Origin of the sequence: Kribbella sp. NPDC051936 (assembly GCF_040680955.1) — a bacterium.
Classification (GTDB): domain Bacteria; phylum Actinomycetota; class Actinomycetes; order Propionibacteriales; family Kribbellaceae; genus Kribbella.
Window position 1 is genome coordinate 97,439 of the sequence record NZ_JBFAXS010000009.1, and the last position, 25,196, is coordinate 122,634.

The following is a 25,196-nucleotide window of genomic DNA, read 5'->3' on the forward strand; positions in this document are numbered from 1 at the left end:
CAATGGCGATCGCTTTGATAAGAATCAATCGCTTTTCACGATGATGCGCCGGATTCTACGGTCGTGTCATGACCATCTACCGAGTCCATGACATCGAGCTCTGCGCGGAGACGTACGGCGACCCGGCCGACCCCGCGATCCTGCTGATCCACGGCGCCGGGGCGTCCATGCTGTGGTGGGACACCGAGCTGTGCGCCGAGCTCGCGAGCCGCGGCCGCTTCGTCATCCGCTACGACCAGCGCGACACCGGTCGCTCGACCTCGTTCCCGGTCGGCGCGCCCGGGTACGCGATGAGCGACCTGGCTGCGGACGCCGTCGGCCTTCTCGACGCGCTCGGCGTCGCGCAGGCGCACGTGGTGGCGCAGTCGATGTCCGGCGGGACGGCGCTGATGGTCGGCCTCGATCACCCGTCGCGGGTCGCGTCGCTGACGTTCGTGTCGAGCAGCAGCGGCGACGAGGGCCTGCCGCCGCCGTCGGCGGACATGCCGCGGCTGGGTACGCCGGACTTCGGCGACGCGGCCGAGGTCGAGGAGTACGTCGTACGCTCGATCGAGGCCGAGGCGGCAGGGCACTTCGACGAATCGGCCGCCCGGGCGTTGGTCCGCGAGGACATGGCTCGTACCAAGGACTACGAGGCCGCGCTGACGAACCACTTCGCGATGGACTTCGATGCCCCGCGCAACGGCGGCTTCGGCGACCTGGCGGTGCCGGTGCTCGTCCTGCACGGGGACGCCGACCCGCTGCTGCCACTGCCGCACGGTGAGTCGATCCGTGACGCGGTGCCCGGGGCCCGGCTCGTCGTCCTGCACGGCATGGGGCACGGACTGTCGGCGCCGTACTGGAAGACGTTCGTGGACGAGGTGACGCGATGAAGTACGCGATCTGGTTGCCGCTGTTCGACGAGTTGTCCGACCCGCTGCTGGTCGCGCAGCTGGCGGCGGCGACCGAGGAGGCCGGGTGGGACGGGTTCTTCCTCTGGGACCAGCTGTGGTGGCGGCCGCCGGTGCGGGAGGTCTCGGATCCGTGGATCACGATGAGCGCGATGGCGACCGCCACGGAACAGCTGCGGATCGGTCCGATGGTCTCGCCGATCGCCCGCCGGCGGCCGACCAAGCTGTTGCGTGAGACAACGACCTTGGACCGGCTCTCGGGCGGACGGCTGATCCTCGGAGTCGGGCTGGGCAGCGACCGCTTCGCGCAGGAGTACTCCAAGACCGGCGAGGAGCTCGACGACCGGATCCGCGCCGAGCGGATGGACGAGTCACTCGAGATCCTCACCGCAGGGTGGACCGGCGAGCCGGTGCGCCACCACGGCAAGCATTTCCTGGTCGACGACGTGCAGTTCCTGCCGCGCCCGGTCGCCGGCCGGGTGCCGGTGTGGCTCGCGGGTTTCCCGGGCAACGCGAAGCCAGTCCGGCGCGCCGCACGGTACGACGGCTTCTTCCCGGTCAATCTCACCTCACCGGAGCAGGTGGCGGCACCGGCCGCCGTACTGCGTGAACTGCGCGGCGACCTGGACGCCTTCGACATCGCGGTCGCGCTGGAGCCGGACGTCGATCCGCGTCCGTACGCCGATGCGGGCGCGACCTGGTGCCTGATGGACGTCGACCCGGCGACGCTGCAGCTCGCCGACGTCCGCGCACTGATCGCCGCGGGTCCGCCGAAATAGCGCGTGTGCCGGCCGGCTCCTCGGGTACCGGATGACGTCCCTGCTACCCGAGAGGAGTTCACGATGCCGAAGATCGCGTTCCTGGTCGCTGCCGAGGGGATCGAGCGGGTGGAGCTCACCGAGCCCTGGAAGGCCGTGCAGGACGCTGGTTACGAGCCCGTCCTGCTCAGCCCCGAGACCGGTCAGGTACAGACTTTCAATCATTTGACCGCCGCGGAGACGGCGCCGGTCGATCAGGCTGTCGGTGATGCGTCGGTCGACGACTTCGCCGCGCTGGTGCTTCCCGGGGGAGTGGCGAACCCGGATGCGCTGCGGACCGACGAGAAGGCGGTCGGATTCGTCAGGGACTTCATGGCTTCGGGCAAGCCGGTCGCGGCGATCTGTCACGCGCCCTGGACGCTGGTCGAGGCGGACGTCGTGCGCGGGCGGCGGATGACGTCCTGGCCGAGTCTGCGGACGGATCTGCGCAACGCGGGCGCCGACTGGGTGGACGAATCCGTCGTCACGGACGGCAACCTGATCACCAGCCGGAAGCCCGACGACCTGCCGGCCTTCAGCAAATCGCTACTGAGCGCACTCGGCTGACGGGGTGTTGCTCCTCGCACCATAGGTGTCTAATCGAAGGAATGCTGTAGTTCGGGAGGGTGCATGGCCAGTGTCAGCGGGCATGCCGGGGTCACCGAGCGCACCGGAACCGCCGCGGTCCAGGGGAGCCGGCGGCCGCTGGGGAAGGTGATCGGCCGGCTGTTGTCGACGACCGACCACAAGGTGATCGGCCAGTTGTACCTGGTCACGTCGTTCGCGTTCTTCCTGATCGGCGGTGTGATGGCGCTGGTGATTCGCGCCGAGCTGGCCGAGCCGGGGTTGCAGATCGTCAACGAGGAGGTCTACAACCAGCTCTTCACGATGCACGGCACGATCATGCTGCTGCTGTTCGCGACCCCGCTGTTCGTCGGCTTCGCCAACGTGATCATGCCGGTGCAGATCGGGTCGCCGGACGTCGCGTTCCCGCGGCTGAACATGTTCAGCTACTGGCTGTTCCTGTTCGGCGGGCTGATCACGCTGAGTGCGTTCGGCACCCCGGGCGGCGGGGCCGACTTCGGCTGGACGGCGTACGCGCCGCTGTCGGGCGGGGAGCGCTCGCCGAGCGTCGGCGGGGACCTGTGGGTGATGGGTCTGTGGATGGCCGGCCTCGGCACGATCCTCGGCGGCGTCAACTTCATCACCACGATCATCACGATGCGCGCCCCGGGTATGACGATGTTCCGGATGCCGATCTTCACCTGGAACGTGCTGGTCACGTCAATCCTGGTGCTGATCGCGTTCCCGATCCTGGCGGCGGCGCTGCTGGTGCTGGAGGCGGATCGTGCACTCGGCGCGCATGTGTTCGACCCCGCGAACGGCGGACCGCTGCTGTGGCAGCACCTGTTCTGGTTCTTCGGGCATCCAGAGGTCTACATCATCGCGCTGCCGTTCTTCGGCATCATCACCGAAATCCTCCCGGTGTTCAGCCGCAAGCCGATCTTCGGGTACTACGGCCTGGTCGCGGCGACGCTCGCGATCGGGGCGCTCTCGATCGCGGTCTGGGCGCACCACATGTTCGTCACCGGCGGCGTGAACCTGCCGTTCTTCTCGTTCATGACGTTCTTGATCGCGGTGCCGACCGGTGTGAAGTTCTTCAACTGGATCGGCACGATCTGGGGCGGCTCGGTGTCGCTGGACACGCCGATGCTCTGGGCGGTCGGCTTCCTCGTCACGTTCCTGTTCGGCGGTCTGACCGGGATCATCCTGGCGTCGCCGGCGCTGGACTACCAGCTGAACGACACGTACTTCGTGGTCGCGCACTTCCACTACGTGGTGTTCGGCACGGTGGTGTTCGCGATGTTCGCCGGGTTCTACTTCTGGTGGCCCAAGCTGACCGGGCGGATGCTGGACGAGAAGTGGGGCAAGCTGCACTTCTGGCTGCTGTTCATCGGCTTCCACACGACGTTCCTGGTGCAGCACTGGCTGGGCGTCGAAGGGATGCCGCGGCGCTACGCCGACTACCGGGCGAACGAGGGCTTCACGGTGTTGCACCAGGTGTCGACAGTCGGCGCCATCATCCTCGGGATCTCGACGCTGCCGTTCTTCTACAACATCTACAAGTCCCGCCGCTCGCCTCGCGTCGAGGTCGACGACCCGTGGGGCTGGGGCCGCTCGCTCGAGTGGGCCACGAGTTGCCCGCCGCCGCGGCACAACTTCGTCAAGCTGCCCCGGATCCGCTCGGAGTCCCCGGCGTTCGACCTCCACCATCCATCACTCGCGCTCGCCGAGTACGCGCACAACGCGACGCCTGGGGGCAAGCTGCTGGACGCGGGAGAGGACCAGGGGCGGGTCGAACATCTGAAGGGCGAGACCGAGCACGAGACCGAGCAATAGTCAGGCCGGCAAGCGCTCGAGCAGGCGGGTCAACTGCTGCTCGGTGCGCTGTGGCGACGGGCTGGTGGAGGCCAGCAGGTCCAGGGCTTGGGTGTAGGTCTCGACGTCGTCGCGCTTGTCCAGGTACAGCGCGCTGGTGAGGTGTTCCAGGTAGACGATGTCGGGCAGGTCGCGCTGCGGGAAGCGGAGCAGGCTGAACGCGCCTCCGGTGGCTGCATGACCTGAACTTTCCAGCGGGATGATCTGGACGGTCACGTTCGGCCGCGTGATGGCTTGGCGCAGGGCGTCGAGCTGGTCGCGCAGCACCGCGGTGCCGCCGATCGGACGGTGCAGGACGGCCTCTTCGATGACGGCCCAGAGCTTGAGCGGCGGCTCGCGGTCGAGCACCCGTTGCCGTCGTCTGCGCAGGGCGACGAGCCGCTCGATCTCGCTGCCGGCGCGCGGGCCGCTGGGGGACAGCTGCGCGACGGCGCGCGCATACTCCGCGGTCTGCAGCAGGCCCGGGACGAACTGGATCTCGTAGGTTCGGATCAGCTCGGCGGTGGCCTCGAGCCCCAGATACGCGTCGAACCACTCCGGCGTCACGTCGCCGTACCGATGCCACCACCCCGGGTCGTTGGCCTCGCGGGCGAGCGCCAGCAGGCGGTCCCGCTCGCGCGCGTCCTGCACGCCGTACAGGCTGAGGAGGTCGGCGACGTCGCGCTCCTTGAACCCGACCCGGCCGAGCTCGAGCCGGCTGATCTTCGACTCCGACGCCCGAATCGCCCAGCCGGCATCGGTGCGGGAGACACCGGCGCGCTCACGCAGCTCCCGCAGATGACCCCCCAACATCATCCGCAGAGCCGTCGGCCCCACCACACTCCGCCCCGCCATACCCCAAGTCTACATGATTTTCGAACAAATGTTCCCATGCAGTCTCAGTCCGCCCAGGTCGCGCCCGAACAGTCGCGGCCGGTCCTGGGCTCGGGGATGATGTCGGGATGACTACGGTCGACGGGGCGTTGCTGCGGCTGGCTGAGGTGCTCGCAGGGGTCGAAGCGGACCTGGCAGACTACTGCGGCTTCTGCTACACCGAGGAAGATGCTGTGCTTCTAGCGGGACCGGTCGGCGCGATTCCGACGGAGCTCCTGTCGTACGCGGCGTTCGAGGGGCCGGATCACTGGGGTGGCTTCGTCAACCTGTACCGGAAGCTGACGCCGCGGATCATGGCTCTGCTCGTGTACGGCGATCTGCACGTCGACGGGGAACTGATCGCGAGCCGCCTCGTCGAGGCTGGGTGTTGGACCACGTGGGCCGACGATGAGCGTGATGCGCTGCTCGCCGTCTGCCGGGAGTGGTGGTCCGACACGTTGGCGTCGTTCCCGCGAACTCCCGACGCGCACGTCGTACTCAGTTTCCTCGCGACGACGCCCGTACCTCTCACCCAATGGCTCGACGTGTGGAACGCTCAACCGCCAGGCCCTGCGGATCTGCACGCCCAGGAGTTGTTCCGCTGGTGGTGGGGCGACCTGCTGAACGGAGAGCTGGCTGTCGGGTGGTCGGGCATGATCGACGTCACTGCGGACATCAGGCGTTGGGTGCTCACGGATGCGCGGCTCCGGATCTCGGGCGATCCGGAGCTAATCGAGTTCCTCGAGATGGTCGAGCACGCCTGAAGATCGGGGTTCTTGGAGATGGCGGCCCAGTCTTCGGGGAGGTCATGGGTGAAGGGCCAGTTGAGGCCGGCAAGGTCTTGCGGGGTGTATTGACGGCCGAGGGGAAGTCGTCGCGCTCCGGCAGGTCCGATACGGGGTCGAACCGCGGCCCGCACCGCTACCTGTTGTTCAGCGGACCTCATCTGCCGCTGTCCGTGAAGCACGGAAGAGCCGAATTCAGGAAGTTGCTCAGCGGACTAGATCGCGCTTCCGCGAGCGGCGACAGGGTGCGCGATTCCGATACCGTCAGGCTATGGCCGGCTGGGAGAGTCTGCGCGCTGATCTGCGCCAGTTGCTCGAGGAGTCACCGGACGCGTTCATGGTCCTTCAAGACCCCGTCAGCGAGCAGCGGGGAGGGCGGCCGATCCACATCGAGTTGGCCGCCTGGGCAACCGACATCGCGGCCGCGGTGAACGCGAAGTACGGAAGCTTTGTGGATCTGCATGTCGGGGCGATGACCGTTCCGGGCGGACAGCTGTCGGTGAAGACGAGCTGATACGAGCGCTGGCACGAGGTACGCGGAGCTGCCGCTGAGTCCGCCGGGCTCGACGTGGAACCCTTGTCTCCGTTGACGGTCCGAACCGGCCGGTTCGTGTACCAGGACGTACTGGTCACGAATCGAGCCGCAGACGAGCAAGTGCTCCTCACCAACGGCGCCCTGGCATCAGCGGTGACCGACAACTCCGGCACCGTCGTCGGTCTCTACGTCGGCCCGCGGCCGCTGGCCCGGTGGGGTTCGCGATCGAGCCTCACCAGAGCCGCCCTGTGCCCGTCTTGATCGGCACAGCCTCGGTGGCTCCCGACCTGGGCTACGCCGTCCCGCCCGGACAATGGTGGCTGGACATCGCCCTAGCGACGGACAGCGGCGTCACGCTGACGGCGCCGCTGGGGATCACCGTCACGCCGTGAGCAGCGTCGACCGGCGCCGCTCCAGCATGCTCGCCATCACCGTCGACCTTGCGCCGGTAGCAACCAAGAACGCACTGATTTGCCGCAATCCGCACGTTCATGCCGAAGATTGGGCGCATCGAGCGGCCGACGCTTTTACTGGGCGCGGAGCGTGTCTGAGCGCCCAAGCGTCAACGCTTCGCTGTCCCCAGTCAGTAGGTACTGGCCTGGGTCCATGTGGATGTGCGCGCCGGTAGGTGCGTCGGGATCTGCAAGCGCGAGACACCATCGGGCTAGATCGCGCAGACCGGCGGGGTTCGCCTCGATCTTCACACCGTCGGAACCGAGGCGGACGACGATGTCCCCGCCCTCCTCAGTGAGGACGACAACTCCGCGGGATGCGTCGTAGTCCGCCACTTCAATCGAGTGCTTCGCCATCCCTTGATGATGGCATCCCGAACGCACTCCTCTGCCGCTGTCCGTGAAGCACGGAACGGCCAATGTGAGGACTGTTGGCCCGTCTAGAGTGTCTCCGTGAAGGCCCCACAGGATCCTGGCCCGGAGAGGTTCCAGGACCCACGTAGCGAAATCTGGGACTACATGGGCGAGATTCTCGTTCGCTGCCCGAGCTGCGGTCACAAGGCTCGTGTGGCCCCGGTGTCGACTGAGACCTCGGACGAGAGGCCAGTCTTTACGCCGCGGCGCGTCTCCTGTCTGAGTTGCGGATACTTCGTCGACCGGCCCGCCCTCTCACGGTGGACGATCTATCGCGATGGCAGGGGGGATCCATACTGCGGACTCCGGCTCTGGCTCACGGCGGACTGCGTGGGTCATGTGCTTTGGGCGTACAACGTCCCGCACCTCGATCTGCTGGAGTCCTTCGTTTCGGCCACTCTGCGGGAACGAGGGCTACGCCCGCCCGCCGCAAGGTCAAGCCCTGTCGAAAGGCTCCCGTCCTGGATGAAGCAGACGAAGCATCGCGACGAGATCCTGAAGGCGATCGAACGCCTCCGAAGCACGACCGATTGAACCGCAAGTAGTCCCCATCGTCCCAAGGCCAGTTGGCCGGGTCGACGCCGACCGGGACCTCGACATCCAGCAGGTGCACCCGCCGTCGACTGGGCCGAGCCGGAGCCAACGGCGGTGAGAGTCGCGTCGCTTGGCGATCTCCGCAACAACGGCGCTGCCAAGCATCCTGATCTGGTTCTGCACTTCAGTCCGCACCAGTGGAGTCTCCCGCATGGACCGTCCGGATTTGCCGCTGAGCGAGCGCGTCCGGTCAGGCCGAGCAGATGCCTTGGTTGGCCATGAGTGTCACCGAGGTCCTGAGACATCACACACCCGGGTCCCCACCAGCGGCGAGTTCCGCAGGTCCGGGAGCACCACCTCGGTGGAGATGAGTTGGGGATCGTCGAAGAAGAAGTCCCGCTTCGGATCGTGCGTGAGGTACGGCGAATCGGGCGGCAGCAGGCCCACCGGCGTCACGTCGTCGTTCACCACTCGGCCGCCGACCCGGATCAGGTCGATCATTTCCGCCGGCTGCCGGCTGCCGGCCGCCGTCCGCGAACAGCAGGTCGAAGGGCGCCCGGCGCGCCAGTTCCTCGAACGCGTCCCCGTGAACCACCTCGACGCGTGGTTCGTCCGCGAAGACCTGCCGTGCGGCAGCCGCCCTGGTCTCGTCGAGCTCAACCGTCACGAGCCGGCAGTCGGCGGGCATCGCCGCGGCCATCCATGCCGTCCCGAAGCCGACGCCCGTACCCGCCTCGCCTATCAATCCGCCCTTGCATCCAGCCGCCAGCACCGCGAGGAACTGCCCGACCGCCGGCAGGCAACATGAAGGCCCGCCGCCGGCCCGTGTCAGCGGCATCCCGACGGCGAGCGCCGCCTCCCGCGCACGCATCACCGGCGCGGGCCACTCCGGCACGCGGCCGTCAGTAAGCCAGTTGGCCAACTGTTCCCCCAAGGGAGGTCGGTCCTCGCGCATCGCGACCGCGTGCGCCCATCGGACACACCGTAATACCGCGGCTCAGTCGCGCAGGTACTCCGCGCGCCACCGCAGGACGCTGGGGTCGGTAGGGCTGGGGGATTGGATCAGTTGGATCCGGTGCAGGTCTGGGGTGGCGAAGGACTCGATGGTGGCTCGGGTGAGTGGCCAGGGTGGGCCCTCGATCGCATCGTCCGGCTGGTCGTCGGCGCGGGCTGCGGCGATCACCAGCAGGGTGCCGCCCGGGGCGACGAACTCCGTCACCTGCTTGACCGCCTCGGGCTGCAGGGTGATCGGCAGGGCCTGCACGGTGTAGATCTCGACGACGAGGTCGAACGCGTGGTGCCAGGCTGCCGGTGGCGCGAGGAGATCGGCGACGCGGTAGTGCGTCCTGGAGTCCGGGTGGTTGCGATGGGCGGCCTCGATCGCGCTCGGGGAGATGTCGAACGCCGTCGTGTCGTACCCGCGGTCGGCGATCAGCTCAGCGTCCCAGCCGGTACCCGCGCCGACGACGAGCGCGGTCTTGTCGGCGCCGTCGGGCTCGGACTCCTCGACCCACTCGCGCAGCAACTGATGCGCCGTCCCGCGATCCCACGGGACGACCGCGGAGCCGTCGGCGGCCGCGGCATACAGATTCTCGAACCAGCCCGTCGGGTCGTCGCGGTCCAGCGACTCGCGCGCGATCCGCCGCGAGACGACATCGGGGTCCTCACTCATCGTTGCCCACGCTCTCCCCAGTACCCAGGTGGATGTCCCGGACCGTCTGGACAGTATCGACGTCGGCGGGCTTCTTGTCCTCGCGATATCGCAGCACCCGGGCGAACCGCAATGCCATCCCGGCGGGATACCGCGGCGAGGTCTGCACCCCGTCGAACGCGATCTCCACGACAACCTCCGGCCGGAGGTAGACGGCCCAGTCGTCCTGCCGGACGGCGAGCTCCTGGAACCGCTCGGTCTGCCATCGCAGCAGTTCGTCGGTCAGCCCTTTGAACGTCTTCCCGAGCATCACGAACTCGCCGGTCTCCTCGTCCCGCGCGCCGAGATGCAGGTTCGACAACCAGCCTGTCCGCCGTCCGTGGCCCCACTCCGCAGCCAGCACGAGCAGGTCGAGGGTGTGGGTCTGCTTCACCTTGACCCAGCCCGACCCGCGCCGGCCCGCCTCGTACGGCGCGGTCAGCGACTTCACCACCACGCCTTCGTGGCCGCGGCGCACAGCGTCCGCGAAGAACGCCTGCCCGGCCTCGGCGTCCTCGGTCACCAGCCGGGGAATCCGCCGCTCCTCGGGCACGAGCTTCGCCAGCCATTCCTGCCGCGCCGCCCCGTCGAGCCCGAGCAGGTCCTGCCCGTCCTGGTGCAGGATGTCGAAGAAGTACGGCGTCAGCGGCACCGAATCCGGCCCCGTCGCGGCGCGCGTCGCCGTCCGCGACCCGGTCACCTGGAACGGCTCCGGCCGACCGTCGGCCCGCAGCGCGATCAGCTCACCGTCGAGGACGACCTGCTGGGCGTCGAGCGCGAGGACGGCGCTGACGACCTCCGGCACGCGGGAGGTGATGTCGTCCAGCGTCCGCGTGTAGACGACGACCTGGTCGCCGTCGCGGTGCGCCTGGATCCGGATCCCGTCCAGCTTCCACTCGAGCGCGGCCGGCGTCCCCGTCTTCGCCAGGGCCTCCGCGACGCTCGTCGCGGACTGCGCCAGCATCGGCTGCACGCCGCGCCCGACCTCGAGCCCGAACTGCGCCAGCCCCGCTTCGCCCTCGGTCAGTACGGCGACGGCGACCGGAGCAGCCGCCCCGCGCAACATCGTCGCGGCCCGGATCCCGGCCAGCGGGATGCCGGTCGCGCGGGCGACCGCATCGGCCATCACGCCGTCGAGTGCGCCCTGCCGCAGCTCGCCGCCGACGAGGAGCCGCAGGAACCGCTGCTCGTCGGCCGTCGCCCGACCGAACAGCGCGTCGACAGCCGCTCGGCGCCGAGCCTGCACGCCGGTGCCAGACATCTCGGCGAGGCCGGCGAACGCCGCGTCGACCTCCTCGACCGTCAACGACGGCGTGGCGGCCGGCTCCGGAACCTCCGTCAGCGTCCGCCAGCCCACCCCTGTCCGCCGTTGCCGCAGCTCACCGGACAGGTACGTCACCACGATCTCGATCTCGGCCGGCTCCGTGGCCTTGGACAACACGTCGGCGATGAACTCGGCCTTCTTCAGCCGCGACCGGGTCCCGGCCAGCGCGGCCGACGTCTGGACCACCTCGGTGAGCAACATGCTCCCAGTCTGTCGCATCGCGCCGACAATCCCCGATCACGCAACTTCCACGCAGCGGTGCGCATCGTTGTCCGGGAGAGCGGTTGTCGAAGGGGGAGTCGAGATGCGGCGGACGATTGCAGTAGCGGCGGGCCTGGCATTGGCTGTTCCGGTCCTGACGAGCATGGCTCCGGCGTCAGCGGCGCCAACGGCGAGCACCTGTCAGGTGCAGGCCGGTGCGCTGACGGCGGGCGGCGACACCGTGAACCGGTACGTGGTCGCGACGTCGCCGGTCACGGCGAGCCCGGCAACCGTCATGGCCAAGCAGGCTTTCGGCGGTCGCAGCATCTCACTCAGCAGCCAGTGGGTGTGGGACGACGACTTCGGCGACGAGATGTCGCTGAACGGCCATGTCGTGAGCGGCGGCGCGATGTACCAGGCGAACCAGTGGGTCGAGAAGGGGACCGGCGGCAAGGTCCTCAGAAGCAGTATGACCCGGATCGGCGGCGGCTGGGACGTGTTCCGCACGCTGACGCAGTCCTGGTCGCTCGACGATCCGAGCTGGCGGGTGTACGCCCTTCGCAACGACGGCACGCTCTTCCGCTGGCACGTCAACCCGACGAACGACGGCGTCGAGCACTGGGAGGCCGCCGGTTCGTATCCCGGCTTCTCCGCCGTCAAGGCCGTCACCCTGCTCAGCCGTACGTCGACGTACGACACCTTGCTGGCGACGACGCGGGGCGGCGCGCTCTACACGATCCACATTCCGCTCAGCCAGCCGATGAAGCCCGTCGTGAAGCCGGTGCGGACCGGCACCTGGCAAGGGTTCGAGACGCTGATGGCGAGCCGCTGCGGTCAGTACGGCACGCTGCTGCTCGGCATCGACGAGGACTCCGGCTCCGGATATCTGTACGCCGTTGGGCACGCCAACGGAACCGCGACGGTCATCAACAGCCTCGGCAAGGTGCCGGCGACCTTCACCGACCCGGTGGACTACAGCTGGGGCAGCGTCGTCGACGCGCCGCTGTTCGGCGAATAGGCGAAGTACGGTCAGGGCGCCGGCGGCAGGTCGTCGAGGAAGTCCGCCGGCGGGGCGAAGAACAGGCCGCCGGTGACCGCGGTCGAGAAGTCGAGCAGCCGGTCGTGGTTGCCCTCGGGCACTCCGATGAACATCCGCCGCAGCATCAGCTCGGTCACCGCCGGCGTCTTGGCGTACCCGATGAAGTACGTGCCGAACTCCTGCGTGCCGACGGTGCCGAACGGCATGTTGTCGCGCAGGATCTGCAGCTCGTTGCCGTCCTCGTCCTCGATCACGTTCAGCACGATGTGCGCGTTGCCGGGCTTGCGCGCGTCGTCGAGCTCGATGTCGTCGAGCTTGGTCCGCCCGACGGCGAGCTCCTGCTGCTCGACGGTCAGCCCGTTCCAGGCCTTCAGGTCGTGCAGGTACTTCTGCACGATCACGTAGCTGCCGCCGCGGAAGTCCGGGTCCTCGTCGCCGATCAGTACGGCGTCGCGGGCCTCGTCACCGGCCGGGTTCTCGGTGCCGTCGACGAAGCCGAGCAGGTCGCGCATCTCGAAGTACTTGAAGCCGTGCACCTCGTCGACGACCGTCGCGGCGCCGTCCAGGGCGTTCATGATCTGGGCGGCGAGCTCGAAGCACTGGTCCTGGTGGGCGGCGCGGATGTGGAACAGCAGGTCGCCGGGCGTCGACGGGGCGTGGTGGGTGGCGCCCTTGAGCTCGGCGAACGGGTGCAGCTCGGCGGGGCGCGGGCCGCTGAACAGCCGGTCCCAGACCTCCGAGCCGATGCTGGTGACGCAGGACAGGTTGCCGGCCGGCACCCGGAAACCGACCGAGCGGACCAGGCCGCTCAACCGCTCCAGCAGGTCGCGGGTGCGCTCCTCGCCGCCCGGCTCGACCTGCACCACCAGGAAGATGGCGGAACCGCTCAACGGCATCAGCACGGACTGCGGCAGAGCGCTCGTCGCCCGGCTCGTGTCCGGCGTCGGTTCAGTAACCACCGTGTTCTCCCTCCGTCCAGTTGGCCCGATCTTCTAGAGTCCAGTCATGGACCCGCAGCAGCCCGGGCCGTCTCCGCAACCGGGCCCATACTCCCAGCCGGGGCAGCCTCCACCGCCGCCGCCCCACCCCGGCCCCTACCCACCTCCGGGTCCGTACGGCCGGCCGGTGCAAGATCCGGGTCAGCAGCCGCCCCAGTATCCGGCGCAGTACCCGCCGCCGCACCCACAGCAGTACCCACCGCCGTACCCACCGCCGTACCCCCAGCCGTACGGCGGCTACCCGCCGGCGGCGTACCGCGAGCCGCGCATCGTCCCGGCGCCCGCGGGGACGCCGTTCCACCGCCTCGCCCGGACGCCGAAGCACGCCTGGTGGCGGCCTGTCGTCGGGACGCTGCTGCTCGGCGCGCTCGGCTTCTTCGTGACATCGCTCGTCGCTGTCGTCTGGGCGATCGCGCACCGCCTGCTGGCCGGTCCGTTCCCGGCGCCGAGTGGCGCCGACATCTTCCCGAGCGACACCGAGAACCTCGCCGTCACGCTGGTGATGCTCGCCGTCCTGACGCCGCTCGTCGGCCTGACCGCGTGGCTGGTGCAGCGCCGGCCGTTCTGGAGTGTCGCCTCGGTGCTGAACCGGATCCGCTGGCGCTGGCTGCTGTGGTGCTGCCTGCCGGCGCTCGGGTACATCGTGCTGTCGTTCGCGATGGGGCTCCTGGTCGACGCCGTGTTCCCGCCCGAGGACGCGATCGGGACCAGCGGCGGGGACTGGATCGGCTGGAGCGCGTTCGTCGTTCCGGCGCTGGTGATCGTGCTGCTGGTGCCGTTCCAGTCGGCGGCGGAGGAGTTCGTGTTCCGCGGCTGGCTGATCCAGGCGGTCGGCGCGTACGGCCCGGACGACCCGAACGGCCGGGCACACTGGCTGCGGACCGTCTTCCGCTCGCCGTGGCCCGGGATCGTGATCGGTGGCGCCGCGTTCGTGTCGGCACACGGGTACAGCGGGTGGGCGATGGCGGACATCTTCCTGTTCGCGGTGACGGTCGGCTGGCTGACGGTCCGGACCGGGGGACTGGAAGCTGCGATCGCGCTGCACGCGCTGAACAACCTGATCGCCTTTCTGTTGCCCGCGGCAACTGGCCGGGGTGACCAGTGGGACGTGCAGGGCGGCGCGCCGTGGACGTTGTTCGTCGCGGACATCCCGTGCCTGGCGTTCTACGCGATCGCCGTCGCCTGGCTGGCCCGCCGGCAGGAGATCGCCCGGCTGAGCTGAAAAGCAGGCGAGAACTGTCGGTCGGCTCTGGCAGGCTGTGCCGGGTGACGAACGCGAAGATCGAAGCCGTCCTGTTCGACTGGGGTGGCACGCTGGCGACCTGGCACGACATTTCTCTGTACGAGACCTGGCGGGCGGTGACTGCGCTGCTCCACCCCGACAACCCCGGCAACGCCGACGAGCTCGCGGCCCGGCTGGTCGCGGCCGAGGGGACGGTCTGGCGGCGTTCCCGCGACGAGCACCGCAGCAGCACGCTCGAGGAGGTGTGCGCGCTGGCCGAGGTCGTGATGACCCCGGCGGCCCTCGCGGAGTATGAGCGGCAATGGGACCCGCACACCGAGCTGGAGCCGGACGCCGTCGACACACTGCAGGCGCTGCGCAATCGCGGCCTGAAGGTCGGCGTCTTGTCGAACACGCTCTGGCCGCGGCGACGGCACGAGGAGGTCTTCGCGCGCGACGGCGTGCTCGACCTGCTCGACGGCGCCGTCTACACCAGCGAGATCGCGCACACCAAGCCGCACCCGGAGGCCTTCCTGGCCGCGATGCGGGCGGTCGGGGTGTCCGAGCCGTCTCGATGCCTGTTCGTCGGTGACCGGCTCTTCGACGATGTCTGGGGCGCGCAGAACGCCGGCATGCGTGCCGCCCACCTGCCGCACAGCGCGATCCCGCAGGAGCAGATCGGGCACACCGAAGGCACGCCGGACGCGACTGTCCAGCGCCTGGCCGAGCTGCCCCCGCTGATCGACTCCTGGAACGAAGCGGCAGCCTGACCTCACGTGCGCGACGCGCTACGGCTGGCAACCGTTCACCGGATCTGGTTAACGTCCAACCTCCTTGTCATCCGCCCTTGGAGGTTTTTGACATGTTCACCACGCGCCGTCGGCTCGCCGCGCTCGTTGCGGCCGCCGTTGCCGGCCTGACGTTCGCCAGTGGGGTGTCGCAGGCCGCCCCAGCCTCGGAGCGGGCCGCTGCCACCAGCGGCCCGCTGCACGTGATGTCGTACAACCTGCGGTATGCGAGCGACACCCCGCCGAACACCTGGGCGGACCGGCGTCCCGTGATGCGGGAGCAGCTGCGGCAGGCGCGCCCGCAGCTGCTCGGGACCCAGGAGGGGCTGTACTCCCAGCTCCAGGACATCGCCGCGGACCTCGGTCCGTCGTACGGCTCGATCGGCCTGGGGCGGGAGGGCGGCAGCAAGGGGGAGTTCATGATGATCTTCTTCGACCAGCGCCGTCTTCGGCCGCTCGAGTTCGACCACTTCTGGCTGTCGGACACCCCGGACGTGATCGGCTCGAAGACCTGGGGCGGGTGCTGCCCACGGATGGTCACCTGGGTCCGGTTCGAGGACCAGGCGACGTCGAAGCAGTTCTACGCGGTCAACACCCATCTCGAGGCGTACGACGCGACGGCGCGGTCGAAGTCCGCCGACCTGATCCTGCAGCGGATCGCCGGCTTCGACCCTGCCCTGCCGGTGATCATGACGGCCGACTTCAACGAGGCGGCGAAGCCCGGTCTGACGGTCTACGACAAGCTCGTGACGAGCGGGACCTTCCAGGACACCTGGCTGACCGCCGAGCGCCGCAGTGCGCTCTACGCCACCTTCCACGGCTACAAGCCGCTGACGCCCAACGGTGACCGAATCGACTGGATCCTCACCACACCGGGCCTGCGGGTCCCGAAGGCGGGTATCAACACCTTCAGCAAGGACGGCCAGTTCCCGAGCGACCATCTGCCGGTCGAGTCCTGGATCGAGCTCGGCCGGTAAAACCGAAGGACCCCCGGGCCAGATCGTGGCCCGGGGGTCCTGAGGGGTTTCGGTCGGTGTGTTACGCGGCGAGCGTCGGGTCGGCCAGCAGGCGCAGGCGGCCCAGCGCCTCACGCTCGATCTGGCGCACCCGCTCCGCCGAGATACCGTGCACGGCGCCGATGTCGGCCAGCTTGGCCTGGCGGCCGTCGTGCAGGCCGTAACGGCGCCGGATCACGTCCGCGGACCGCGGGTCGAGCTGGTCGACCAGACTGAACAGTCCCGAGCGGTCGGACGCGTCGGCGACCAGCTGGTCCGGACCCGGCGCGGTCTCGGCCGCGATCAGGTCGCCCAGCGAGGTCTCACCCTCGTCGTCGACCGGGCTGTTCAGGCTGATGTGGTCCCGGCCGATGCGGATCAGTTCGGTGACCCGCTCCGCGTCCAGGTTCAGCTCGGCTGCGATCTCGTCGATCTCCGGCTCCCGCCCGAGCTTGCGCTCCAGCGTGCGCCGTGCGGACCCGATCTGGTTCAGCTGCTCCACCACGTGCACCGGCAGCCGGACCACGCGGGCCTGCTGCGCGATACCGCGGGTGATGGCCTGCCGCACCCACCAGGTCGCGTACGTCGAGAACTTGAAACCCTTCCGGTAGTCGAACTTCTCCACCGCCCGGATGAGTCCCGTGTTGCCCTCCTGGACCAGGTCCAGCAGCGGCATCTGGGAACGTCCGTACCGGCGGGCGATCGACACCACGAGCCGGAGGTTCGCGGTCACGAACCGCTGCTGTGCGCGCCGGCCCTCTTCGGCCAGCCACTCCAGCTCCTCTTCCGTGGCATATTTGGGCGCTCCGCCCTTCTTGCGTCCAACCCGCCCCTCGGCCAGCAGTTGCTCCGCGAGGAGTCCTGCCTCGACCGTCTCAGCGAGCTCGACCTCTTCCTCAGCCGTCAGCAGGGGTGTGCGCGCGATCTCTTCGAGATAGAGACCGACACTGTCCTTGCCGTCGATACCGTCGTCCGTGCTCCGGACACGAGTCGTGCGAGCCACCGAAACTCCCTTCGTCGTTACATGGAGAGCAACGCTCGAGTAGGGTTCAAGATTCCGGTACCAGTGTGTAAACACCCTGAAGGTTCCCTGAGAGTTCCCGGCAGCGAATCCGCCGTGGAAACCGGTGTCCCGGGGCGTTGACGGCCTATTCGGCGTAACACTCCGGGACACAACCTGAGAATCCGTACAGAAATCCGCCGTTCCGGTGCCCCGGATGTGTTGCACAACACACGTCCGGGGACGGATATTCCACCTTTTTCAGCTCAGGCCGAGGGTGTCCAGCTCCCAGGCGAGCGCGAACGCGACCTCGCGCCAGGCGTCGTACCGCCCGCTGCGGCCGCCGTGGCCCGCCTCCATCTCGGTCTTCAGCAGCACGTCGGGATCGCCGGCCGCGGTCGCCCGGAGTTTCGCCACCCACTTCGCCGGCTCGACGAAGAACACCCGGGTGTCGTTCAGGCTGGTGATCGCGAGGATGCGCGGATAGTGCTGCGCGGTGACGTTCTCGTACGGCGAGTAGGACTTCATGTACGCGTAGACGTCGGCGTTCTCGAGCGGATTGCCCCATTCCTCCCACTCGATCACGGTGAGCGGCAGCGACGGGTCCAGAATCGTGGTCAGCGCGTCCACGAACGGGACCTCGGCGACGATTCCGCCGAAGGCCCGCGGGGCCAGGTTCGCGACCGCGCCCATCAGCAGGCCGCCGGCGCTGCCGCCCTGCGCGACGATCCGTTCCGGGCGGGTCCAGCCGGCCTCGACGAGGTGCTCGGCGGCCGCGACGAAGTCGGTGAAGGTGTTCCGCTTGGTCAGCATCTTGCCGTCGTCGTACCAGTGTCGCCCGAGCTCGCCGCCGCCGCGGATGTGCGCGATCGCGAACACCACGCCGCGGTCGAGCAGCGACAGCCGCGGAATCGAGAACCACGGGTCCATCGAGCTCTCGTACGAGCCGTATCCGTAGAGCACGACCGGCGCGTTCCCGTCCTTGGCGACGTCCTTGCGCGCGACCATCGAGAGCGGAACCTTGGTCCCGTCCGGCGCGGTCGCCCACTCGCGGTACTGGGTGTAGTCGCCGAGGTCGACCCCGCCGAGCACCGGCTGCTGCTTCAGCAGTCGCCGCTCGCCGGTCGCGACGTCCACGTCGTACGTCGAACCCGGCGTGACCAGTGACGTGTACCCGAAGCGGTAGCGGGTCTCGTGCCATTCGTCGTTGCGGCCGGGGGAGACCGTGTGGATCGGCTCGTCGAACTCCAGGAGCTCGGGGTCATCGAAGCCGTCAGCGGTGCGCCGCATGATCGCGAGCTCGGTGAGGGCGTCGCGGCGCCGGTGCAGCACGACGTGGTCGGCGAAGGCGTCCGTGCCGAGCAGGCGGCTGGTCTTGTCGCCCTCGATCAGCGGGGTCCAGTCGCCCGGGGCGTCCAGCGGCGCGGAGGCGAGCGAGAAGTTCGCGGCGTCCGCGTTGTGCGTGATCAGCAGCCGGTCGCCGGCGTGCTCCACGTCGTACTCGACGCCTTCGCGGCGGGCCGCGACGACGACGGGCTCGCCGGCCGGGTTGTGCGCGTCGAGCAGCCAGGCCTCGCTGGTGAGCTTGCTGCCGAGCGCGATGATGATCGCCTGCTCGTTGCGGGTCAGGTCGACGCCGACCCAGAACCGCTCGTCGGGCTCTTCCATGACCAGCACGTCGTCGGTCGCGCCGAGCGCGTGCCGCCAGACCTGGTACGGCCGCCAGGCGTCGTCGACCTTGGTGTAGAAGATCGTCGAGCCGTCCGCGGACCAGGCCGAGCCGTAGTGCACCTCGGGCAGCTCGTCCGGCAGCAGCTCGCCGGTGTCCAGGTCCTTGATCCGCAGGGTGAACCGCTCGTCGCCATTGAGGTCGACGGAGTACGCCAGGAGGCGGCCGTCGGGGGAGACGTCGACGGTGCCGAGCGAGAAGAACTCCGAGTCGCCGGCCACCTTGTTGCCGTCGAGCATGATCTCTTCGCCGGCGATCTCGCCGTCGGTGGCGGGCGGCTCGTCGCCGTCCACCTTGACCCGGCAGTGCAGCGAGTACTGCTGACCCTCGATGGTGCGGGTGTAGTACCAGTACTCGCCGCGCCGCGCGGGCACGCTCAGGTCGGTCTGCAGCGTGCGGTCCGAGATCTCCTTGAAGATTGCCTCGCGCAACGATTCGAGGTGGGCCGTGCGGGCTTCGGTGTAGGCGTTCTCGGCCCGCAGGTACGCCAGCACCTCGTCGTCGGTCTTGTCCCGCAACCACTCGTAGTCGTCGACGAAGGTATCGCCGTGATGCACCCGCTCGACCGGTTTCCGGGCAGCAACCGGCGGCGTGACGGAAGAAGTCTCAGCCATGCGGCGAGACTACCCGCGCCGTCGGACAAGGACTATTCAGATGTCGTACGTCGCGACGACCGGGGCGTGGTCGCTCCAGCGTTCGGCGTACGTCGGGGCGCGGTGGACGACGCAGCCGGTCGCGGCGGCGGCGAGTTCGGGGGAGGCGATCTGGTAGTCGATGCGCCAGCCGGCGTCGTTGTCGAAGGCCTTGCCGCGCCACGACCACCAGGAGTACGGGCCGGGGCCTTCGCCGCCGAAGCGGCGGCCGAGGTCGACCCAGCCGGTCTCGAACAGGCGGTCCAGCCAGGCGCGTTCCGCGGGCAGGAAGCCGCTCTTCTTGCGGTTCGCCTTCCATGCCTTCAGGTCGACCTCGCGGTGCGCGATGTTCAGGTCGCCGCACATCAGCACGTGCCGCCCGTCCGCGCGCAGCTCAGCCAGCCGGGCCGTGATCGCGTCCAGGAACGCGTACTTCTCCGCCTGCCGCGGCGGCGTCTCGAACTCGCCCGTGAACACGTACGTGCTGACCGCCGTCAACGTCGACCCGTCGTCCAGGACGACGTCGGCCTCGACCCAGCGCCCGCTCCCGGCGAAACGCTCCGGCCCGATGTCGCCGCGCTCGTCTTTGATCGGCCGCCGGCTCGCGACCGCGACACCAGCGCGGCCCTTGTGCCCGTCGATGGCGGGCTCGGCGTGCGCGATGTTCCACTCGCTGCCAAGCAGTCCCCGCAGTACGTCGTCGGAGGCGCGGACCTCCTGCATCAGCACCAGGTCCGGATCCGTGCTCTCCAGCCACGGCGTCATCCCGCGCCGGAACGCGGCCCTGATCCCGTTCACATTCACCGTGGCAACCGTCAGCACGGCCGAACCCTACCCCCTGGTGTGCCCGGGCTTGACGACCATCAGGACCAGGACGACCAGCCACAGCAGCCCGAAGATGCCGCTCGTCATCGACAACAGCTTGGCCTTCGACAGCACACCGCTGCGCACCTCGGCCGGCTGACCGGCGGCCGCGAGTACGGCGGACTGCGCGGGCACGACGAGGAACGCGAGCACCAGCGCCGCGGCCAGGGTCAGCACGATCGAGACGATCAGCCACGCCTCGTCCATCACGTGCATGCCGCCGGCGACCGCGAAGCCGAACACGGGAACGGCGAGACTCGCCCACGCGTACACCCGGGTGATCCGGTGCAGGACGTCCAGCCCGCCCGCGTCCGGCGCGTCGGACTGCAGCATCCGGCGCGCGATCGGCGGGAACATGCTGGCCGCCACGGTGACCGGGCCGACGCAGAGGATGGCCGCGAGGATGTGGACCGTCAGGAAGAACTTGTTCATCACGCTCACTCGGAGGTCGTCGAGAGGATCGCGTCCAGCGACTCCTCGCAGAGGCGTTCGAGGGCCTCCGGCGAGACGTCGGGGTTGTCGATCCACACCAGCAGGGTCTGTTCGACGTAACCCTGCCAGCCGTGGCACGCGAGCTCGACGACGGGGGTGACCTCGATGCCACGCTCAGCGACCGCGCCGATGACCCACTGGCTGAAGACGCGGCGCAGCTCGGAGTGCAGCGCCCGGAGTTCCGGGTCGCCGGCCGCCGACATCAGCAGCGTCGCCCGGTAGAGCTGGGGCGCTTCGAGGACGGCGCGGACGAAGGCGCGGATCCCGGACCGGAGCTGCTCGTCCGGCGGCAGCGACGGGTCCGGCGCGGTGCGCAGCATGACCTCGGCGGCCGCTTCCTCGATGACGGCGTACTGGAACTTCTTCTTCGAGCCGAAGTAGTGGAACAGCAGCGCGGGGGAGACGCCTGCCTCGGCGGCGACGAGCTCCACGGTGAGCTCGCGGTGCGGGTCCGCGACCAGCACCCGGCGCGCGGCCTCCAGGATCTGGGTACGCCGCTGCTCGGGCCGCAGGCGGGCCCCGGACGAAGAGGTCTGGCTCACCCGGCCAGTCTATTGAGTAATCGGTCAACAAGCACTTACTGTTGAGTATCCACTCAACAAGCTGGAGGTCCCAGATGCGTCCGTTGGCCGGTCAAGTCGTGCTCATCACCGGCGCCTCGCGGGGGATCGGCGCCGCGGTCGCCCGGAAGCTGGCGGAGGACGGCGCGCAGCTCGCGCTGGTCGGCCTCGAGCCGGACGAGCTGAAGAAGGTCGCCGAGGACTGCGGCCCGGACGCCGGCTGGTGGGAGGCCGACGTCACTGACACCGATTCGCTGCGGACGGCGGTCGAGGGGATCGCCGAGCGGTACGGGCGGATCGACGTCGTGATGGCCAACGCCGGGATCGCCGCGCCCGGCTTCACCCGGAGCATGGACCCGCAGGTGTGGGAGCGCGTCCTCGACGTCGACCTGCTCGGCGTCTGGCGTACCGTCCACCTGACATTGCCTTACCTGCTGGAGAGCAAGGGCTACCTGCTGCTCGTCTCGTCCCTGGCCGCGATCGTGCACATCCCCGGCCTCGCGTCGTACAACGTGTCGAAGGCCGGCGTGGAGGCGATGGGGGACACGCTGCGGCCGGAGCTGAAGCACCTCGGTGTGCGGGTCGGCGTCGCGCACATGACCTTCGTCGACACCGACATGGTCCGCGGGGTCGACACGCACCCGGTGTTCGGGAAGGTCCGGACCGGGATCCCGATGGTGAGCAAGACGTATCCGCTGGACTTCGCCGTCGGGAAGTTCGTCGACGGCATCAAGAAGCGCTCGCGGACCGTGCACGTGCCGGGCTGGATCGGCGCGCTGAAGGTGTTCCGCTGGGTGATCCCGCACGTCATCGAGGCCGGCTCGCGGTTCAGCGTGCCGAAGGCCGACGCGGCCGCGCTCGCCGACGTCCGGGCGCGCGGCGCCGCCGAGTCGTCCCGGCCTACGGGCGCGGGCGGGCTCGCCGACGCCGAGAAGGCTGCGCGCCGGTGAGCCGCGAGTACGACGTCGTCCTGCTCGGCGCCAGCGGGTTCACCGGAGCGCTCACCGCGGAGTACCTGCGGAAGAACGCGCCCGAGGGCCTGAGCTGGGCGGTTGCCGGACGCAACAAGTCCAAGCTGGAGCAGTTCGGTGAGGACATCCTGTACGCCGATGTGACCGACCCGAAGTCGTTGCGCGAACTGGCTGAGTCGACGAAGGTCGTCGCCACCACGGTCGGGCCGTACATCCGGTACGGCGAACCGCTCGTCGCGGCCTGCGCCGAGGCCGGGACCGGCTACCTCGACCTCACCGGCGAGCCGGAGTTCCTCGACCGGATGTACGTGCGCCATCACGAGCGCGCGACGCAGACCGGCGCCCGGATCATCCACGCGTGCGGCTTCGACTCGATCCCGTACGACCTCGGCGTGCAGTACACCGTCGAACAGCTGCCGCAGAACGTGCCGATCAAGGTCGACGGCCTGCTGCGCGCCGGCGGCCGTCCGTCCGGCGGCACGTTCCACACCGCGATCACCGCCTTCTCCCGGCCGAAGCAGAACCTGGACGCGCATCGCGCGCGACGCTCGGCCGAGCCGCGTCTGACCGGCCGCACGGCGCGAGCCGTCGCCGGGACGATGCACCGGCAGCAGGGGTTCTGGGCGGTTCCGCTGCCGACGATCGACCCGCAGATCGTCGGGTACTCGGCGCGGCTGCTCGACCGCTACGGACCGGACTTCCGGTACTCGCACTACGCCGCGGTCAAGCACCTCCCGACGGTTGCCGCCGGCATCGGCGGTGTCGGTCTGCTGATCGCGGGCGCGCAGATCCCGCCGGTCCGCAAGGCGTTGCTGGGCCGGCTGCAGCCAGGTGACGGTCCGAGCGCTGAGCAGCGGGCGCGGTCGTGGTTCAACGTCCGGTTCGTCGGGCGTGGCGGCGGCAAGCAGGTGATCGCCGAGGTGGCCGGCCGGGACCCCGGGTACGACGAGACCGCGAAGATGCTCGGCGAGAGCGCCCTGTGCCTGGCGCTCGACGACCTGCCGGAGACGGCCGGCCAGACCACCACGGCCGCGGCCATGGGACCCGCTCTGCGCGAGCGGCTGGTGAGAGCGGGGTTGACCTTTGCCACCCTCGAAGTCGACAGCTACTAGCTCCGACGGGACGCGCCTCGCGATCTACACGTACGGCGAAAGCGGCGCCCCGGTGCTGGTCTGCGTCCACGGCATCAAGCTGTACCGCGCGAACGTCGTCCCGCGGCTCCTCCGCCCGGCGCCGCGCCGTACCGGCGTACCTGTGCTCACGGTCTCGCCCGACGCCGACCCGTTCGTCACCACCCCGCTGCAGACCGGCATCGAGGCCTGGGCCCCGAACCTCACCGTCAAGGTGATCAGGGGTGGCCACTGGATGCCCCGGAACGATCCCGGACTTGTCGCCGGCCTCGTACGGGATCACACCCGCAAGGTGGCACGCTGGGAGACATGAAGACGCTCCTCAACCTGATCTGGCTGGTGCTGGCCGGATTCTGGCTGGCGGTCGGGTACGCGGTCGCCGGGATCATCTGTTGCGTGCTGATCATCACGATCCCGTTCGGTATCGCGTCGTTCCGGATCGCGGCGTACACGCTGTGGCCGTTCGGCCGGACGATCGTCGACAAGCGCAGCGCCGGCGCGGGCGCGCTGATCGGCAACCTGATCTGGATCCTGGTCGCCGGCTGGTGGCTGGCGCTCGGTCACCTGGCCACCGGGATCGCGCTGTGCCTGACCGTCGTCGGCATCCCGCTCGGCATCGCGAACTTCAAGCTGATCCCGGTGTCGCTGGTCCCGCTCGGCAAGACGATCGTGCCGACCGACCGGCCGTTCGCGTGAGGGCGCTGACGGTTCTCGGCTCCTGCGGCGCCTGGCCGGAAGCGGGCCGGGCGTGCGCGGGTTTCCTGCTCGAGTACGACGGCTTCCGCGTCGTCCTCGATCTCGGGTACGCCGCCTTGCCGCGACTGCTCGAGCACTGCCCGAAGGGCGCGGTCGATGCGGTTGTGGTCACGCACCAGCACCCTGACCACTGCGTCGACGTGAGCGGTCTGGCCAGGGTCCGGTACTACGAGGCGCCCGGCGAGCCTCCCGTCGCGCTGCACTGCGCTCCGGGCGTCCTCGACGTACTGCGGGCCCTGGAGCCGCACCCGGATCCGGCAGACGTGTTCGCCGTCCACGAGCTGGCGTCGACGACGCGGATCGGCCCGTTCGACGTACAGACGGTGGAGCTGCCGCACTACAAGACGAACCTCGGGGTGCGGCTGAGCGCGCCGGGTGTGTCGGTTGCCTACACAGGTGACAGCGGGCCGTCGCCGGACTTGGCGCGCCTGGCCGACGGGACTGACCTGTTCATTTCGGATGCGACGCTTCAAGGCGAGTCGCCGCAGACCCAGCCCCGCTATGTCATGACGGCTAGCGAGGCAGCCCAAGGCGCCAAAGGGGCGGAGCGGTTGCTGCTGACGCACTTCTGGCCCGGGTCCGATCGGTCGGTGTCCGTGGCGGAGGCGCGGCGCGTGTTCGACGGCGAAGTGATCGCTGCCGAGGAAGGTCTCACGCTGACGTTCTGAGCCCTACGTACTCGGCGAACCGGCCGAGCACGTAGGGCCAGACTTCCTCGAAGCTCTTGCGGTACTCCTCGCCGGCGTCGCCGTGCCGCTCCCAGCCGCGATGCACGACGTGAACGGCCGACCCGTCGAAGGTGACCTCCACCTCGGTCGCGTCCTCGGCACGGGGGACCGGTACTCGATCGGGGCCGATCTGCCAGCTGAACACGAACCGCCGGCCGCGCTCCCAGGTGAGGACACGGCCCCAGTCCCACTGCAGGTTGTGCGGACCCAGCTCGTACAGCACGCCGTCCAGGATGCCCATGTCGGTCAGCTGCCCGGCGCCCGACCAGGAGAACTCCGGCGGCCACCAGCGGCCGAATTCGTCGGTGAAGATCTCGAAGGCGACGTCGGACGGCACCGTCAGCTCAATCCGGGCAGTGAGTTCGCGCACGGCCACCAC

29 protein-coding genes and 1 pseudogene are annotated in these 25,196 nt (G+C 69.2%); 17 read left to right on the forward strand and 13 right to left on the reverse strand.

Translation table 11 applies throughout. The annotated features are described in order from the left end of the window. The first annotated feature begins 68 nt into the window (after positions 1–68). The 4 genes from AB0L64_RS30740 to ctaD all read left to right on the forward strand — a co-directional run bounded on the left by AB0L64_RS30740 (position 69) and on the right by ctaD (position 4,087). Positions 69–872: an alpha/beta hydrolase gene (locus AB0L64_RS30740; protein ID WP_363715730.1), complete on the forward strand. Its 804-nt coding sequence runs from the start codon at positions 69–71 to the stop codon at positions 870–872. Beyond that, positions 869–1,669 (forward strand): LLM class flavin-dependent oxidoreductase, encoded by an 801-nt coding sequence (locus AB0L64_RS30745; RefSeq protein WP_363715732.1) that lies wholly within the window; start codon positions 869–871, stop codon positions 1,667–1,669. Before AB0L64_RS30740 ends, AB0L64_RS30745 begins: the two co-directional genes overlap by 4 nt. Positions 1,670–1,732: 63 nt before the next feature. Then, entirely contained in the window at positions 1,733–2,254 is a 522-nt protein-coding gene (locus AB0L64_RS30750; protein WP_363715734.1) for a type 1 glutamine amidotransferase domain-containing protein, read from the forward strand. A 63-nt stretch (positions 2,255–2,317) separates the two neighbouring features. After that, positions 2,318–4,087 carry a cytochrome c oxidase subunit I gene (gene ctaD, locus AB0L64_RS30755; protein ID WP_363715736.1) on the forward strand — a complete coding sequence of 590 codons (1,770 nt, stop codon included), beginning with the start codon at positions 2,318–2,320 and terminating at the stop codon, positions 4,085–4,087. Here ctaD and AB0L64_RS30760 read toward each other — a convergent pair whose 3' ends face one another. Further along, positions 4,088–4,960 carry a helix-turn-helix transcriptional regulator gene (locus tag AB0L64_RS30760; protein ID WP_363715738.1) on the reverse strand — a complete coding sequence of 291 codons (873 nt, stop codon included), beginning with the start codon at positions 4,958–4,960 and terminating at the stop codon, positions 4,088–4,090. A gap of 107 nt (positions 4,961–5,067) precedes the next feature. Here AB0L64_RS30760 and AB0L64_RS30765 point away from each other — a divergent pair, with 107 nt between their 5' ends. The 4 genes from AB0L64_RS30765 (at position 5,068) to AB0L64_RS30780 (ending at position 6,690) form a co-directional block, all read left to right on the forward strand. Continuing rightward, positions 5,068–5,742 (forward strand): hypothetical protein, encoded by a 675-nt coding sequence (locus AB0L64_RS30765; protein ID WP_363715740.1) that lies wholly within the window; start codon positions 5,068–5,070, stop codon positions 5,740–5,742. A gap of 292 nt (positions 5,743–6,034) precedes the next feature. Then, entirely contained in the window at positions 6,035–6,277 is a 243-nt protein-coding gene (locus AB0L64_RS30770; RefSeq protein WP_363715742.1) for a hypothetical protein, read from the forward strand. Positions 6,278–6,349: 72 nt separating this feature from the next. Further along, on the forward strand, positions 6,350–6,559 hold the full coding sequence (locus AB0L64_RS30775) for a hypothetical protein (RefSeq protein WP_363715744.1): 210 nt from the start codon (positions 6,350–6,352) through the stop codon (positions 6,557–6,559). After that, a complete protein-coding gene (locus AB0L64_RS30780; protein ID WP_363715745.1) occupies positions 6,547–6,690 on the forward strand; it encodes a hypothetical protein in 144 nt (47 codons plus the stop codon). The genes AB0L64_RS30775 and AB0L64_RS30780 overlap by 13 nt, the downstream gene beginning before the upstream one ends. A 135-nt stretch (positions 6,691–6,825) precedes the next feature. On the opposite strand, the gene AB0L64_RS30785 is transcribed toward AB0L64_RS30780, so the two are convergent. The 5 genes and pseudogenes from AB0L64_RS30785 to AB0L64_RS30805 form a co-directional block, all read right to left on the reverse strand. Continuing rightward, entirely contained in the window at positions 6,826–7,107 is a 282-nt protein-coding gene (locus tag AB0L64_RS30785; protein WP_363715747.1) for a hypothetical protein, read from the reverse strand. Between the two features lie 876 nt (positions 7,108–7,983). Then, complete coding sequence (locus AB0L64_RS30790; RefSeq protein ID WP_363716468.1) at positions 7,984–8,199, reverse strand: hypothetical protein; 216 nt, start codon at positions 8,197–8,199, stop codon at positions 7,984–7,986. 73 nt (positions 8,200–8,272) lie between these two features. Next, positions 8,273–8,653, reverse strand: a pseudogene (locus AB0L64_RS30795) (hypothetical protein); the annotation flags it as partial. Between the two features lie 42 nt (positions 8,654–8,695). Further along, entirely contained in the window at positions 8,696–9,370 is a 675-nt protein-coding gene (locus AB0L64_RS30800) for a methyltransferase domain-containing protein (protein ID WP_363715749.1), read from the reverse strand. Further along, positions 9,363–10,913, reverse strand: a complete 1,551-nt coding sequence (locus AB0L64_RS30805; RefSeq protein WP_363715751.1) for an ATP-dependent DNA ligase — start codon at positions 10,911–10,913, stop codon at positions 9,363–9,365. The genes AB0L64_RS30800 and AB0L64_RS30805 overlap by 8 nt, the downstream gene beginning before the upstream one ends. Positions 10,914–11,016: 103 nt before the next feature. On the opposite strand from AB0L64_RS30805, the gene AB0L64_RS30810 reads away from it, so the two are divergent. After that, positions 11,017–11,931: a hypothetical protein gene (locus AB0L64_RS30810; protein ID WP_363715753.1), complete on the forward strand. Its 915-nt coding sequence runs from the start codon at positions 11,017–11,019 to the stop codon at positions 11,929–11,931. An 11-nt stretch (positions 11,932–11,942) separates the two neighbouring features. Here AB0L64_RS30810 and AB0L64_RS30815 read toward each other — a convergent pair whose 3' ends face one another. Beyond that, entirely contained in the window at positions 11,943–12,911 is a 969-nt protein-coding gene (locus AB0L64_RS30815) for a Dyp-type peroxidase (RefSeq protein ID WP_363715755.1), read from the reverse strand. 166 nt (positions 12,912–13,077) lie between these two features. Here AB0L64_RS30815 and AB0L64_RS30820 point away from each other — a divergent pair, with 166 nt between their 5' ends. The 3 genes from AB0L64_RS30820 to AB0L64_RS30830 all read left to right on the forward strand — a co-directional run bounded on the left by AB0L64_RS30820 (position 13,078) and on the right by AB0L64_RS30830 (position 15,937). Further along, entirely contained in the window at positions 13,078–14,172 is a 1,095-nt protein-coding gene (locus AB0L64_RS30820; protein ID WP_363715757.1) for a CPBP family intramembrane glutamic endopeptidase, read from the forward strand. Between the two features lie 44 nt (positions 14,173–14,216). Next, positions 14,217–14,942, forward strand: a complete 726-nt coding sequence (locus AB0L64_RS30825) for an HAD family hydrolase (protein ID WP_363715759.1) — start codon at positions 14,217–14,219, stop codon at positions 14,940–14,942. 92 nt (positions 14,943–15,034) lie between these two features. Beyond that, the gene (locus AB0L64_RS30830; protein ID WP_363715761.1) at positions 15,035–15,937 is read left to right on the forward strand and encodes an endonuclease/exonuclease/phosphatase family protein; all 903 of its coding nucleotides are present in this window, start codon (positions 15,035–15,037) and stop codon (positions 15,935–15,937) included. 61 nt (positions 15,938–15,998) lie between these two features. Here the strand turns inward: AB0L64_RS30830 and AB0L64_RS30835 are convergent, their stop codons facing one another. From AB0L64_RS30835 to AB0L64_RS30855, 5 genes are all read right to left on the reverse strand, one after another. After that, a complete protein-coding gene (locus AB0L64_RS30835; RefSeq protein ID WP_359928601.1) occupies positions 15,999–16,958 on the reverse strand; it encodes a sigma-70 family RNA polymerase sigma factor in 960 nt (319 codons plus the stop codon). A gap of 258 nt (positions 16,959–17,216) precedes the next feature. After that, positions 17,217–19,298, reverse strand: coding sequence for a S9 family peptidase (locus AB0L64_RS30840; protein ID WP_363715763.1), 2,082 nt, complete (start codon positions 19,296–19,298; stop codon positions 17,217–17,219). A gap of 36 nt (positions 19,299–19,334) precedes the next feature. Continuing rightward, positions 19,335–20,138 (reverse strand): exodeoxyribonuclease III, encoded by an 804-nt coding sequence (xth, locus tag AB0L64_RS30845; RefSeq protein ID WP_363715765.1) that lies wholly within the window; start codon positions 20,136–20,138, stop codon positions 19,335–19,337. A gap of 9 nt (positions 20,139–20,147) precedes the next feature. Continuing rightward, positions 20,148–20,612 carry a hypothetical protein gene (locus tag AB0L64_RS30850; RefSeq protein WP_363715767.1) on the reverse strand — a complete coding sequence of 155 codons (465 nt, stop codon included), beginning with the start codon at positions 20,610–20,612 and terminating at the stop codon, positions 20,148–20,150. Positions 20,613–20,617: 5 nt separating this feature from the next. Then, positions 20,618–21,214: a TetR/AcrR family transcriptional regulator gene (locus AB0L64_RS30855; protein WP_363715769.1), complete on the reverse strand. Its 597-nt coding sequence runs from the start codon at positions 21,212–21,214 to the stop codon at positions 20,618–20,620. Between the two features lie 74 nt (positions 21,215–21,288). On the opposite strand from AB0L64_RS30855, the gene AB0L64_RS30860 reads away from it, so the two are divergent. Genes AB0L64_RS30860 through AB0L64_RS30880 form a run of 5 tightly spaced genes read left to right on the forward strand, consistent with a single transcriptional unit; the run spans position 21,289 to position 24,757 of the window. After that, entirely contained in the window at positions 21,289–22,182 is an 894-nt protein-coding gene (locus AB0L64_RS30860) for an SDR family oxidoreductase (RefSeq protein ID WP_363715771.1), read from the forward strand. Further along, the gene (locus AB0L64_RS30865; RefSeq protein WP_363715773.1) at positions 22,179–23,315 is read left to right on the forward strand and encodes a saccharopine dehydrogenase NADP-binding domain-containing protein; all 1,137 of its coding nucleotides are present in this window, start codon (positions 22,179–22,181) and stop codon (positions 23,313–23,315) included. The genes AB0L64_RS30860 and AB0L64_RS30865 overlap by 4 nt, the downstream gene beginning before the upstream one ends. After that, positions 23,287–23,646: a hypothetical protein gene (locus AB0L64_RS30870; RefSeq protein ID WP_363715775.1), complete on the forward strand. Its 360-nt coding sequence runs from the start codon at positions 23,287–23,289 to the stop codon at positions 23,644–23,646. The genes AB0L64_RS30865 and AB0L64_RS30870 overlap by 29 nt, the downstream gene beginning before the upstream one ends. Beyond that, positions 23,643–24,029: a YccF domain-containing protein gene (locus AB0L64_RS30875; protein WP_363715777.1), complete on the forward strand. Its 387-nt coding sequence runs from the start codon at positions 23,643–23,645 to the stop codon at positions 24,027–24,029. The genes AB0L64_RS30870 and AB0L64_RS30875 overlap by 4 nt, the downstream gene beginning before the upstream one ends. After that, positions 24,026–24,757, forward strand: a complete 732-nt coding sequence (locus AB0L64_RS30880) for an MBL fold metallo-hydrolase (RefSeq protein ID WP_363715779.1) — start codon at positions 24,026–24,028, stop codon at positions 24,755–24,757. Before AB0L64_RS30875 ends, AB0L64_RS30880 begins: the two co-directional genes overlap by 4 nt. On the opposite strand, the gene AB0L64_RS30885 is transcribed toward AB0L64_RS30880, so the two are convergent. Next, the gene (locus AB0L64_RS30885; protein ID WP_363715781.1) at positions 24,741–25,187 is read right to left on the reverse strand and encodes an SRPBCC domain-containing protein; all 447 of its coding nucleotides are present in this window, start codon (positions 25,185–25,187) and stop codon (positions 24,741–24,743) included. The two genes, AB0L64_RS30880 and AB0L64_RS30885, sit on opposite strands and share 17 nt — an antisense overlap. Between the last annotated feature and the right edge of the window lie 9 nt (positions 25,188–25,196).